Raw genomic sequence first — 13,857 nt, 5'->3', positions numbered from 1 at the left:
ACCTCAAAATATTTTTTTGGGGTTTTTTAAATAAAATAATACGGCGGCAAGAACAGGAATAAATAGCAGAATTCTTTGTAAAAACGTGAAATGCTCCTTTTCGCCGTCAAACAAAACATTAGAACTTAGGGAAACTAACGCTATAGAAAAAATAAAAATTATGACATGGAATTTTGAAAGATTAATAGACGAATCGATGTTGTTCTTGCTGGAATTTAATATCCAAAATGCTAAAAACAATGTCATAAATGGATAAGACCATATTCTGAAAGTATCATATGCAATTGAATGCAGCAATAATGGAAAAAGCACACAGATTCCTAAAATCATCATCAAATAAATATTCACATTATGAAATTTTTTGTAGATCAAAAACATCATAAAAAGGATCGGAATTCCGTATAAAATAGAACATTTTGAAATGAAAAGGCGCTGAAATAAGTGCTTGCTTTCTTGCCAAAAATAGTAACTAAATTTCGCTGTGTACGCTGATGCCACAGAATCTGCCGAGTTTCTGCTGATGAACTTTATATTTTCAAGATAATTGTAAATTTTTGAATATAAATCATTTATGTTTGATTCCTGAAATATTGACAGAACAATAAGTGAGGCACATGGTAAAATTAAAAATCCAATTGTTTTTATGGTAAATATCTTTTTAAAAATATCCTTCATCGACAGTGTCTGATCTGAAATATTCGTATAAATAAATGTAAAAAAACAAAGCGGAATCATTAGAAAAAAAGAAAGCTCATGAATAAATACCGCAATAGCCATTATCGCCGAAGACAATACAAACAGCTTTTTTTTGATCAAATAAATAGTAGCAATGGTCAGTAAAAAAATCAAATGATCCATATAACCAATTAAATGCGCGGAAAAAATAATATACTGGGATAGAAAAAACAATGTATAAAAAAAGAAATCAACTTGTTGAACAGATCCGTTTTTGATTGAGTTTCTGATTGCCGTAAAAATCAGAAATAAATACAAAATTAACAGAATACCTCCGGAAAGCACCAAGATACTGAATTCTGTTTTTTCAGAAAGGAATCCGAAAATCTCGCCTGCAAGTCCTCTTTTTATAAACCCGAATCGGTAATCGAGCATCCAATGAGCTTCGGCCCAGTCGTTTGGTAACCTCAGCGTTTTTAAAATACTGAAAACAATAGCATACAGATAAGTAAAAACCAGAAGATACCGACTCTTCATAAACTATATCGTCATTGAGAAAATTCTTGTCTCAGGTTTATTTCTCATCATTCTAAGATCAAAAACCATTGCGACATTTCTTGTAAAAGCTCTTCCTTTTTCGGTAATTTTAATCTGATTATTGTGAATTTCTACCAACTCGTCTCTTTCCATTTCTTTCAACATTTCAAAAGCATTTTCAAGCTCCGGGAAAGAATTATGAACATCGAAGGTAGTTTCCAGCTGACACATTAAATTTAAAATATGTCTTCGCACAAGTAAATCTTCATCATTTAAAATATGACCTTTTACTACAGGAATCACCCCTTCTTCAACTATTTTCTGATATTCTTCTACCGTTTTTACATTCTGAGCAAATGCATACCAAGAATCTGAAATCGCAGACATCCCCAAACCTACCATTAATTGGGTATTGCTCGAAGTATATCCCATGAAATTTCGGTGAAGTTTTTTTTGAATTAAAGACTGATAAAGATCATCGTGTTCGAGAGAAAAATGATCCATTCCCACCTCTATGTAGCCCAGACTTTCCAAAAGCCTTTTGCCGTCTTCGTACAGACGTCTCTTCTCTTCACCGCTCGGAAGATCATTTTCATCAAATCCTCTTTGTCCGACCCCTTTCACCCATGGAACGTGCGCATAAGAATAAAAAGCAAGTCGATCTGGCTTCAGTTCCATTGTTTTACGGATCGTATGCTCCATTGCTTCCCAGCTTTGATGTGGAAGACCGAAAACCAAATCGTGGCTGATTCCTGTATAGCCAATTTCACGGGCGATCTCAGTCACTTCTTTTACTTTTTCGAAAGGCTGAATTCTGTTGATCGCTTTTTGTACTTTCGGATCATAATCCTGAACCCCAAAACTAGCTCTTCTGAATCCTAAATCATACAAAGTCTGCAAATGCTGTCTCGTTGTATTATTAGGATGACCTTCAAAAGAAAACTCCGGATGTTCAGCAATTTCCACCGTCGAAAAAATACCTTCTAATAATGTTTTCAGATTTTGAGGCGAGAAAAAAGTAGGCGTTCCACCGCCCAAATGAAGCTCTTTTAATTTTGGTTTTTCGCTAAATAGTTCAAGATATAATTTCCACTCTTTCAAAACACTTTCAAGATAAGGTATCTCTACGCTGTGTTGTTTGGTAATACGTTTGTGACAGGCACAAAATGTACATAAAGCCTCGCAAAATGGCAGGTGGATGTAAATGGAAATACCTTCTTTTGCGTTACTTTCATTAAATGATCTCACCACAGTTTCTCTCCATCTTTCCGGTGAGAAAGTACTTTCGTCCCAATAAGGAACGGTGGGATAAGAAGTGTAACGAGGTCCGGGAATATTATATTTGTCGATTAACGAATTCATTCTGAAATTTAATATAAAGTTAAATCCTCTAAGGATTTTCATCATACAAAAATAACCATTACAGACGACTTTTTGACCATGAATTATGTTAGGTTTTATTTTATAATCAATCTAAATACTTCTTCTGCACAATTTTTACCTAAGTCAATATACCCTGCGCTGTCATAATGCCAAGGGTCATTTCCATAATTATACTTTTTGGTAGATCGTACGATAGCCGCATTTTTATCATCTTTTACAAATTTTTCCTGAGCATATTGCACCAGCTCTCCTGTTGGCCACACTCTCCTTTTTTCGTTCTTTCCGGAATCTGATATTTTACCAATCACCACCGGAAGATCATCGGTAAGCAAAGCTGCACGCATTTGATTCATTAATATTTTTAAATGCGCATAATATCGATTGGCAATATCTTCACCATAACTTGCATCACCTTCGCCCTGCATCCAGATAATTCCTGAAGGAACGATCTCATCTCTTTTTCCATTTCCGTCAATATCATTTTCCTCCAGAGCATTCTTTACAGTTATCAGGAAATTATCATATTGATTGATACCGTTTTTTCCGGTAAAATCTGCATCCCAACAACCAAAATTCGCCGCTGCAAGACTATCTATTGATGTTCCTTCTCTTGCATATTTTATCAAAGCGATCTTATCATTCGGAAAAAGTTCTTTCATTCTTTTAGCAAAGGAAAGTTCTAAACCAAATCTGTCAGAAAGCGTATTTGTTTGTCCGTTTGATTGAAAACCGGTTCCGTTTCCTGGTTTTAAAACGTCCCATTTTCCTGCTCCGCCATTCAAATCTCCATCGGGAACAGAATTTCCCTGGAAAATATAAACATCTTTCACAGTTTTTAAATCGTTAGGAAGATCTTTGTTATATCCAAAACCATTCATGTTTGACTGTCCTGCAAGTATAAAAACTCTAAACTTCTGTGTATAAAACAAAGTCGACATTAGAATTAAAAAAAATATTTTCAGATTTTTCATTTAAATCATTTTTAAATTGATCAATTAATATTCATTTTTAAAATTCTGTCTTTGCCTGCAAAAACTACCGTTTTTTTATCGATCCATTTACAGACAAAAAGCCCTTTTTCATCAGATATCTTCTTCCAGGTTTTTCCAAAATCGGAAGAATAACTGATATGTTGATCTCCAACTGCAATAATTTCTCTGCCTTTTGAACCCGGTTTTATTTTAACACAAGTCATGTAACCTGCATTTTTTCCGGAAGCCTGAATTTGCCACGTTTGTCCACCATCATTTGTCGTTGCGATATTATTGATATTAGCTTCCTGTTTAGTATAATCACCACCAACGGCAATTCCGAATTTTTCGTTTGCAAAATCTATAGAATACATTCCCTGTGAAGACTCTCCCTGAACGAATGGTGTGTTGAAAACTTCAATCTGCTGATTATTCAAATTTAATTTTAAAATTCTTGATGATTTTCCACCTGTTGCAATCCAAACATAATTTTTGCCTGAAGCAATATTGGTGTTACTTGCCGCAAATGCTGCTTCACCCGGGTTTAGTTTAATATTATTTTTAAAAAAACTCCATTCTCCATGCTTATACATTGTGAGTTTGAGCCTATTGTCATCAGTATCACTAAACGCAAAAGCCAATTCTTCATTTACAAAATGAAATGTATCATAAAATGCAGCCTTACTTAGATCTGTGAAAACTATTTGAGAAATCATTTTTTCTTTATCAATTTTAAAGAAATAAGCAGGACTTTCTATATTGATCGCATAAAATGAATTTTTATCCTGAGCTAAAGTTCGGAACTGTAGTTTTTCGTCTGACAATTTGATCTGTTTCCGATTTTTTGAATCTTTTAAATCAACATATCCGAATTTAGAATCGGTTCCGCTGTACCACACTTTATGATTGTAAATTTCTAAAGCACGGATGCTTATTTTATCATTTAGGAGCGTTTCAAAAATGATATTTTGTGCCCATACAAAAGTTCCGAAAAACAATATTATACCGGTAATTAATTTCTTCATAGCAACTGTTTTATCTCAAAAAAAATTCCGCAAAATGCGGAATTTAAAAATTATTTTTTATTATCGATATCTATATCTACATCTTGCAAAGGCTCTTGCTCGGCTTTGAAAGTTTCACCGTATCCACCATTCTGTAATTTCGAATGTTTTTTACTGTAAAGGAAATAGATAATAAACCCAATAATCAACCATCCAAATGAATACATCTGTGCTTCTTTGCTTAAGTTAAAAATCAGATAAACGTTAATTGTGATTCCTAAACAGGCAATCAATGGTAACGCAGGAACTCTGAAACTTCTTACCAAATTTGGCTCTTTCACTCTTAAAACCCAAACTGCTACACAAACCATTGTGAATGCGAATAAAGTTCCGAAACTTGTCATATGCGCCAAATCGTTAATTGGAGTTAGCGAAGCTATGATTGCAATTACGCTTCCTAATATCATTAGGTTTTTTCTAGGAACACCAGATGTTGGGTCTACTTTTGCGAATGTTGAAGGTATTAAACCATCTTTAGACATTCCTAAGAAAATTCTAGACTGTCCCATGATCATTACCATTAATACAGAGATTAAACCTATCGTAGCGGCAATGGTAATAATGTAACCAGCCCAAGCCTGACCTGCAATATCAAATGCATAAGCCACAGGTGCTTTAATGGCATCAGGATACTTACCTAAAGGATTAAAGTCTGTATAATGCATCATTCCTGTAAGTACGAGAGATACCAAAATGTATAAAACTGTACAGATAATCAATGATGTTATAATCGCAAATGGCACATCTTTCTTTGGATTGATCGCTTCACCAGCCTGCGTAGACACGGCATCAAATCCTACATAAGCAAAGAAAATTGCAGATGCTCCTGCAACAACGCCGGCAATACCGTACGCTTTGTGCGAAACTCCGTTTTCTGTTATCGTTGTGGCTTCAGGGATAAAGGGCGTCCAGTTTGCTGTATCTATAAAAAACAATCCTGCAATGATCACGAAAATAATTGCAGAGACTTTTAGAATTACAATAAAATTATTTGCTTTTGCAGCGCCTTTTGTTCCTCTCAATAAAATCCAAATCACAAATAAAACAATTACCAATGCCGGAAGATTTAAGAAAAGTTTGAAATCAAAAAGTTCTGGCGCGGCATTAAAGTTATTGATGGTTTCCTGAAAACCTAATAATTTGTCTGCCGGAAGTGTACCTTCTGCAAGCTGTTTTGTGGCTTCACCAAATGCTTTATTTGCAGTTCCTGGATCTGTGGTCATCCAATACGGGAGGTGAAGACCAAACATCTTCAGAAGTTTGGCAAAGTAACCGGACCAGGAGACGGCAACCGTCATTGATCCCATAGCATATTCCAAAATCAGTCCCCAACCGATAATCCATGCAAAAATTTCTCCTACTGTTCCATAAGCGTATGCATATGCAGAACCTTCAACGGGTAATATTGAAGCAAATTCAGCGTAACAAAGAGCTGCAAATACGCAGGCGATACCCGCGATAACAAATGAAAGTGCCAACGCGGGGCCGGCATTGTAATATGCTCCAGTCCCTGTTAATACAAAGATTCCTCCTCCGATGATTGCTCCGATTCCGATAGCGGTAAGGCTCCATTTTCCCAGAACGCGCTTCAGCTGACTCTTTTGGATATCTGCTTCATAGGCGCTCATAGGTTTCTTAACCCAAATTTTAGACATATTTTTTAATTTAAAGATTTACGAAAATATAAAAAATTTATAGATCTTAACATTTATTAATAAACTTTTGTCATTTAATTTATATTTCGAAATATAAAAAACTGATTTACACTCGTTTTAAAACATTTCAAAACAACTGATTTTTTCATTATTTTTGATGACATGAATCTATATGACCTTTTTGTAAAACCGTATGAATCATATACCTTTTTACAAATTTTGCTGGAAGCAACCGGAACTGCTTTTGGAATCCTCAGCGTTTACTTTTCGATCAAAAAAAACATTTGGGTGTACCCCACGGGAATCATCTCTACCTTAATTTACGTGTATATACTTTTTAATTTCGGGTTGCTCGGAGACTGCATCATCAATGTTTATTACACGTCGATGAGTATATACGGCTGGATTCTATGGTCGAAAAATTCAAATGACAATATTCACGTGGAGGTCAATTGGGCAACTAAAAGAGAATGGATGTTTGCTGTACTACTTTTTATATTAAGTGCCATTATGGTGACTGTCATTTATTATTTTAAACCATTCATTGATAATCAATTTTCGTTTGACGGTGCAGACCTGGGCTTAAATCATCTGGACTGGGCAAACTGGCTTGATGTAGTGGTAACATCAACATTTTTGGTAGGAATGTGGCTAATGGCGAAACGCCGGATTGAAAACTGGATTTTTTGGATCTTAGGAGATTTAGTTTGTATACCCATGTTAATTTACAAAGAACTAGGAATCACTTCGGTTCAATATTTGGTATTTACCATTATGGCGGTCATAGGATACGTCAACTGGAAAAAAAGTTTTAACGATAACAATACAGTAAAGTCATGAAAAATTTAATAAAAATAGCATTCTCAGTATTTGTTGCAGCAAGCTTAACGTCTTGTATGTCATACAATAACGGATACGCAGATTCTTACGGAGATCCTTACTATAATGATGGATCATATTACGCACCACAGGGATATTATAATTCCGGAGGTTACTATGGAAACGACGGATATTATTACAGAGATGATATGCGCTACTATTATGATAACGGCGTACCATATTACTATGGTAACAACCGAACTAAAGTTTATGTAGAAAAAAGAAGCACATCAAACAGGCCTGCACCTAGCTTCAGAGATACTCCTAACAATAACAACGGAAATTACACGAACCCAAGAAATAATACAAATACCAACAGGAACAACAGCACTAGAAGCAACAGTGGTAACAGCGGTTTTAGGAATTCGGGAAACAGCAACAGCCAAAGACAGCAGCAGCAGACTGCACCAAGATCCAACGGCAACAGCGGTTTTAGAAATAATACAAATTCTACAAGAAGCACGACGCCTTCAACTCCTTCAACTCCGCAAACTGCACCACAGAATAACACAACGAGATCCAACGGCGGTTTCAGATAGTAATCATTCTAAATATGTAAACGGACAGCGACGGCTGTTCGTTTTTCTTATTTATTGTAGTAATTTTGCAAGTTGTTTTTAAGATAGATACACTATGGAATTTTATAAATATCAGGGAACAGGAAACGATTTTGTAATGATCGACAATCGTTCCGGAGAATGGAATAATATCTCAACAGAAAATATTCAGAAACTTTGCGACAGACGTTTCGGAATCGGAGCTGATGGTTTAATTAAAATAAATACAGCAGAAAAAGCAGATTTTGAGGTCGACTATTATAATTCTGACGGATCGAAAAGTTTTTGTGGAAACGGAGCCCGCTGTTCGGTGGCATTCGCACATTTTCTTTCAATTTTTAAAGAAAATAAGACAGTTTTTGTAGCAATTGATGGTTTACACGAAGCAGAAATCAACGATGACATTGTTAAATTGAAGATGGGTGATGTAGAAACAATACATCGAGATGGCGATGATTCTATACTCGATACGGGATCGCCACATTATGTAAAATACGTAGAAGATATTTCAGATTTTAATGTTTTCGCAGAAGGAAACAGCATTAGAAATTCAGATATTTATAAAGAAAAAGGCATCAATGTAAATTTTGTTGAAAATATTTCTGATGATGAGATCTTCGTAAGAACCTATGAACGAGGTGTTGAAGACGAAACTTACAGCTGCGGAACAGGAGTTACAGCGTCTGCTTTAACTTTTCTGGAAAAAAGCAATCTAACTTCGATAAAAGTTAAAACGCTTGGGGGCGATCTTAAAGTTTATGCCGAAAAGAAAGGAGATTCTTTTCAGAATATTTGGCTTGAAGGCCCGGCAATGCAGGTTTTTAAAGGAAATATCGATATTCTTTAATTTTTAGAAAAAACTTTTAACCCTATTAAATTGTAATGAAAAAAGCTATTCTCATTATTGTCCTTATAATTCTTGCCGTGGCAGGATTTTTTGGTTTTAAATTTTATAAAAAATATTACGGCAATAATATCCGGAAAGATGGATATGTTCTCATTCCTCACGGTGCAGAATTTCGACAGATCTTAGATTCTATTTCACCTTACGTCAACAATAAAGAATCTTTTACGGAAGTAGCAAAAGATAAGGGAATGGATCAGCATTTTAAGCCGGGACGTTACCATTTTTCTAAAGGTGCAAGTAACACAAGCTTAGTAAATATGATAAAAGCTGGCAATCAAAGTGAAAATTCGTTCAGAATTGGTGATTTTGGTGACATTTATCAGATGGTTGGTAGAGTTTCAAAAAAAACAGAGCTAGATTCTTTAAAATTTGTCAATGATTTAAATAAAATTGCAGGAGAAAAAGGTTACAATAATGCTGAAGATCTTAAAAAATATTTTTTCATCGATACGTACAATTTCTTTTGGACGGTGACTCCGAAAGAGTTTTTCAAGAAATTTGAAGATCAGTATAACGATTTCTGGACGGTCGAAAGAAAAGAGAAAGAACAAAAATCTGGTTTAACGAGAGAGCAAATTTATGCTTTAGCATCGATTGTATACAAAGAATCTGGTGGTAAACCGGATGAGATGAAAACCATTGCCGGATTATATCTAAACCGTTACCGAAAAGGTATGAAATTACAATCTGATCCCACTGTAATTTATGCAATGAATAAACAGAACAATTTTAAAGAATCAATTAAAAGAGTTTTGTACAAGCATCTCACAACTCCTTCACCTTACAACACTTACGCGAATGCAGGAATTCCTCCGGGACCGATTTGTGTGGTTGATAAGAATTCTGTGAATGCAGTTCTGGATGCAGAAAACAATTCATATATTTTTATGTGTGCAGATCCTGCAAGAATGGGATATCACAAATTTACAGCAAGTGCCGAGCAACATGTAATTAATGCAAAAGCGTATCAGGACTGGCTAAATTCTAAAAATATTAAATAATAAAAATATTTAACTTTTTTTAACAATTAAATAATTAACATTCTGCACACAAACGCGACCAATCTATTAAAAGTAATAAACAACTATTGAAAATTTAGAAAATTCAGTATTATTAATTTAGTAACTATAATTGAATATTTTAAAATTTCATTTAAAGAATATTTTATGAATCAGACGGAAATAATGAGCATCATTACGAAGAAAACTCTTGGGTTGACTTTTGTATTATCTGCGGCAGCTTTTGCATTCGGACAGGAAAAAGTAGGCGTTACAGGAACTATTGTTGATAAAAGCAATCAGCCTGTACCATACGCATCTGTAACCTTTAGCAACAAGACCAACAAGCTGTATAGTGATGCTACCCTTACTGACGAAAAAGGTCAATATCAACTTGAGCTGACTCCCGGAAACTACGATATTACGCTTGAGGCAATCGATTACAAAAAGAGCGTTACCAATAAGCAAATTACTGCAGCCGGAAATATTGGTGCTTTATCAATTGAGGCAGAAGCTTCAGCTACCAATCTGAAAACTCAGGACATTCAGGGTGTAACGATCACCGTTGCGACCAAACCTTATAAAGTTGAGCTTGATAAAAGAACCTACGACCCTTCTCAGGATATTGTAAGTAAAGGTGGAAATCTTCAGGATGTGCTTTCAAATGTACCATCAGTTTCTGTAGATACAGACGGAACGGTTTCAATGAGAGGAAGTTCTAATGTGAGATTTCTTATCAACGGAAAACCTTCTGCCCTTCTTGGGATTGACGATGGCGCCAATGCATTACAGAGTATTCCCGCAGATCAGATCGAAAGAATCGAGGTAATCACCAATCCTTCCTCAAAATATGAAGCGAGCGGAACCGCGGGTATTTTAAATATTATTTTAAAGAAATCTAAAAAAACTGGTTTCAACGGTAGTGTAATCGGAACTTTAGGATATTTACCACAGACCAACTTAAATACCAATTTGAGCTGGAGAAAGGGGAATCTCACATGGTTTCTGAACGGTGGTGGCGGATATCGTGAGTCTAAAAACACCAACAGAAATAATGCAAAATTTTTCAATGCTACGTTAGATAGCGACAGAACTTTCACAGGTCAGGAATCGATCACAAACAGCAATAACAGCAACTACAATGCATCATCTGGTATTGTGTACGATATTTCAGACAAAACGTCGGTAAATGCTTCTGCTACCGTAAGAACTTACGAAAGCGAAAATATCGGGAGTATAAATTACGACTATCAATTTTTGAAAGATCCGAATTCATTTGTCACAAGAATGAATAATGGTTCTAATGACAATCTCGCGTTTCAGGGTGATTTTGGTTTAGATCATAAGTTTGACGATAAAGGCCAGAATTTATCATTGTCTGTGAGTCTACAAAGTAACAGATCATATAATGATACTTTTGTTAATCAAACTGAAGACAATGTTTTTCAACTTGACAACGCTATCAACCAGACAACAAAAAACAAAACTTTGGTAGGTAAAGCTGATTACGAACTTCCTATCGGTGAAAACTCAAGAATTGAAGCGGGTTACAGATTAGACGTAAATCAAAACGTATATGATAATGATGTTTTAGAAAAAAATCCGTCATCTCCCGATTTTTTCTACAAAAACTTATTTACTTACAATGCTTATTACAGAGAAATTTTCAATGCAGGATATCTACAATTTAAAAGCAAAATAGGAAAATTAGGATATCAGTTAGGACTTAGAAATGAATATTCTCAGGTTGACATTAAATATTCAAATTTAGATTATTATACGCCAAATATCAACAATAAAAAGACTTATAATAACATATTTCCATCTGTATTTTTAAGCTACGAAATTGCAAAAGACAACCAGTTTTTAGTGAATTATTCAAGAAGAATAGACAGACCTAGATCTTGGTTTTTGATTCCAAATCCCAGCTATACTGATAACCAGAATATTTTTGACGGAAATATTGATCTAAATCCTTCTTATGTAGATTCTTACGAATTTGGATACAGTATTTCTAAAGGGAAATTTACGGTAAATCCTACATTATACTACAGACATTCTAGTGATGATGTGAAGATGCTGGTATATTCTGATTTGGTGGGTGCTTTCCATACAAAACCTATTAATTTGGGCTCAGATGACCGTTATGGTTTAGATTTAAATTTCAATTGGGATGCTACCAAATGGTTAAAATTCTTAGGAAATGTTGATTTATTCGGCTACAAAACTACAGGAATATCTGATGCTCCAGAATTATCAGGCAGACCATTGTCTTTTGAAGGTTCAGGTTTTTCGACAAGAGCAAGACTGACTTCTACTTTTAAAATTGACAAAACATTTAGTTTTCAGTTGCAAGGATTTTACAGAGGAGCGCAGAAAAGTGAAAACCAAACCCGAAACGATATGTATGCTTTAAATTTTGGTGCATCGAAAACAATTTGGGATGGTAATGGAACGGTGAGTTTTAATATTCAGGATATTTTTAATACCCGAGCAATGCGAAGCACCACTACAACTGCAGATTTCAGCAGAGAATCATATATGCAATGGCAGCCGAGACAGTTTGCGGTTTCGCTTACCTACAGATTTAAGCAAGGTGAAAAAATTGAGCAGCCAAAGAGAAAAAAAGACGTTAATGCGAACGCTACAGGAGACGATCAGCAAGGTCCTATGTAGTAATCAATTACATTATAAACCACAAAAAATCCCGAAAGTAAACTTTCGGGATTTTGTTATTTCAGTTTTGCCATTTCGGCTTCATAAATTCTTTTCCGTAAATCGCTTGATGAAAATCTGTGATCTCTTTTATTATAAAAAATCTCAATGCCTTTTTCTTCGCAGTATTTTTTTCCGGTGAAATCTCTGTCCATATAATCATCTCCAATGATTCTTACATCAATTACAAAAGATTTAAGAATATCCTCAAGATCTTCTTCTGTGTAGTAAGGGATAATCTCGTCCACAGCGTTTACCGCTTTCAACTGAATATATCTTTCGACAATAGTCTGCGTAGGTCTGTTTTTCGTAGGACGATCATGCGAAGGATCGATTTGTAATCCTACAATAAGGTAATCGCATACAGTTTTAGCTTCTTCAAGCATTTTGATATGACCTGCGTGAAGTAAATCAAATGAGGAAAATGTTATTCCAATTCTATCTGTTTTCATATAAAATATAAATGTGTTCTATTGTACTAATTTTTTCGTGACTCTAGATATTGCTGCCAATTCCATACCGTTTTTAATGCTTCTACAAGTGATGTTTCAGATTTCCAGTTGAGTTCTCTTTCAGCCTTGTCTGCATTTGCAAATGCCACCGTAATATCACCTTCTCTCCTGTCGCAAATCTGATAAGGAACCGCAACATTATTCGCAGCTTCAAAAGCCTGCACGACTTCTAAAACCGAAGAACCTTTTCCTGTTCCCAAATTGTAAATATCAATTACAGTTTCTTCGGAATTTTTATTAATCAAACTTTTTAAAGCGGCCACGTGAGCTTTGGCCAAATCTACTACATAAATATAATCACGAACTGCTGTACCGTCTTCTGTAGGATAATCATTCCCCCAAATACTTAATTTCTCACGGATTCCTGCTGCAGTCTGCATCACATACGGAACAAGATTATTGGGAACTCCGATCGGCAATTCTCCCAACAATGATGAAGGATGAGCACCAATAGGATTAAAATATCTCAACAGACAGATTTTACTTTTGTAAGACTGAGCAAAATCTTTAAGAATTTCTTCTCCCATCTGTTTTGTTTTCCCGTATACACTTTCCGGCATTTTCAGCGGAGTATTTTCATCGATTGGCATTTTATCTGCCTGTCCGTAAACCGTGCAAGATGAGCTGAAGATAAAGTTGGAAATTTTTCTCGCTTTAAATTCCTGTAAAATATTGATTAGTGAAAACAAATTGTTTTCATAATAATCAATCGGCTTTTCCTGACTTTCACCTACAGCTTTAAAAGCAGCAAAATTGATGCAACCTTCAATATTGTGAGCGTCAAAAACCTGATTGAGAAGTTCTTTACGTTTTAAATCAAAAGGATAAAAAATAGGTCGCTTACCTGTGATTTCCTCAATATTATTTAAAATAAATTTTTCCGAATTGGATAAATCATCCACAATAACCACTTCAAAGTTATTATTGATCAGTTCCACAACCGTGTGAGAACCAATGTATCCAAGTCCGCCTGTTACAAGTATTGCCATTTGTTTTTGTATATT

12 protein-coding genes are annotated in these 13,857 nt (G+C 35.0%); 5 read left to right on the top strand and 7 right to left on the bottom strand.

Annotated elements, in window-relative coordinates:
* Window positions 1-3: 3 nt before the first annotated feature.
* From PGH12_RS00275 to PGH12_RS00255, 5 genes are all read right to left on the bottom strand, one after another.
* On the bottom strand, window positions 4-1,212 hold the full coding sequence (locus tag PGH12_RS00275) for a hypothetical protein (protein ID WP_267597965.1): 1,209 nt from the start codon (window positions 1,210-1,212) through the stop codon (window positions 4-6).
* 3 nt (window positions 1,213-1,215) lie between these two features.
* The gene (gene hemN / locus PGH12_RS00270; RefSeq protein ID WP_267597966.1) at window positions 1,216-2,574 is read right to left on the bottom strand and encodes an oxygen-independent coproporphyrinogen III oxidase; all 1,359 of its coding nucleotides are present in this window, start codon (window positions 2,572-2,574) and stop codon (window positions 1,216-1,218) included.
* Window positions 2,575-2,669: 95 nt separating this feature from the next.
* The gene (locus PGH12_RS00265) at window positions 2,670-3,566 is read right to left on the bottom strand and encodes a sialate O-acetylesterase (RefSeq protein WP_267597967.1); all 897 of its coding nucleotides are present in this window, start codon (window positions 3,564-3,566) and stop codon (window positions 2,670-2,672) included.
* Between the two features lie 20 nt (window positions 3,567-3,586).
* Window positions 3,587-4,591: a WD40/YVTN/BNR-like repeat-containing protein gene (locus PGH12_RS00260; RefSeq protein WP_267597968.1), complete on the bottom strand. Its 1,005-nt coding sequence runs from the start codon at window positions 4,589-4,591 to the stop codon at window positions 3,587-3,589.
* A gap of 50 nt (window positions 4,592-4,641) precedes the next feature.
* A complete protein-coding gene (locus PGH12_RS00255) occupies window positions 4,642-6,285 on the bottom strand; it encodes an APC family permease (RefSeq protein ID WP_271286781.1) in 1,644 nt (547 codons plus the stop codon).
* A 162-nt stretch (window positions 6,286-6,447) separates the two neighbouring features.
* Here PGH12_RS00255 and pnuC point away from each other — a divergent pair, with 162 nt between their 5' ends.
* From pnuC to PGH12_RS00230, 5 genes are all read left to right on the top strand, one after another.
* A complete protein-coding gene (gene pnuC, locus PGH12_RS00250; RefSeq protein WP_267597969.1) occupies window positions 6,448-7,125 on the top strand; it encodes a nicotinamide riboside transporter PnuC in 678 nt (225 codons plus the stop codon).
* Window positions 7,122-7,703, top strand: a complete 582-nt coding sequence (locus PGH12_RS00245) for a hypothetical protein (protein WP_267597970.1) — start codon at window positions 7,122-7,124, stop codon at window positions 7,701-7,703. The genes pnuC and PGH12_RS00245 overlap by 4 nt, the downstream gene beginning before the upstream one ends.
* 94 nt (window positions 7,704-7,797) lie before the next feature.
* Window positions 7,798-8,568, top strand: a complete 771-nt coding sequence (gene dapF, locus PGH12_RS00240; protein ID WP_267597971.1) for a diaminopimelate epimerase — start codon at window positions 7,798-7,800, stop codon at window positions 8,566-8,568.
* A gap of 35 nt (window positions 8,569-8,603) precedes the next feature.
* On the top strand, window positions 8,604-9,629 hold the full coding sequence (mltG, locus tag PGH12_RS00235; protein WP_267597972.1) for an endolytic transglycosylase MltG: 1,026 nt from the start codon (window positions 8,604-8,606) through the stop codon (window positions 9,627-9,629).
* Window positions 9,630-9,794: 165 nt separating this feature from the next.
* Window positions 9,795-12,302, top strand: a complete 2,508-nt coding sequence (locus tag PGH12_RS00230) for a TonB-dependent receptor domain-containing protein (RefSeq protein WP_267597973.1) — start codon at window positions 9,795-9,797, stop codon at window positions 12,300-12,302.
* Window positions 12,303-12,358: 56 nt separating this feature from the next.
* On the opposite strand, the gene PGH12_RS00225 is transcribed toward PGH12_RS00230, so the two are convergent.
* Both PGH12_RS00225 and galE read right to left on the bottom strand, forming a co-directional pair.
* The gene (locus PGH12_RS00225; RefSeq protein ID WP_050379853.1) at window positions 12,359-12,793 is read right to left on the bottom strand and encodes an adenylyltransferase/cytidyltransferase family protein; all 435 of its coding nucleotides are present in this window, start codon (window positions 12,791-12,793) and stop codon (window positions 12,359-12,361) included.
* A gap of 26 nt (window positions 12,794-12,819) precedes the next feature.
* On the bottom strand, window positions 12,820-13,842 hold the full coding sequence (galE, locus tag PGH12_RS00220) for a UDP-glucose 4-epimerase GalE (protein ID WP_267597974.1): 1,023 nt from the start codon (window positions 13,840-13,842) through the stop codon (window positions 12,820-12,822).
* Window positions 13,843-13,857: the final 15 nt, after the last annotated feature.

It is taken from the genome of Chryseobacterium sp. CY350 (assembly GCF_027945075.1).
Taxonomy (GTDB): Bacteria; Bacteroidota; Bacteroidia; order Flavobacteriales; family Weeksellaceae; genus Chryseobacterium.
Note: the sequence above shows the minus strand (reverse complement) of the source record. Positions and strands in the feature narration are given on the sequence as shown.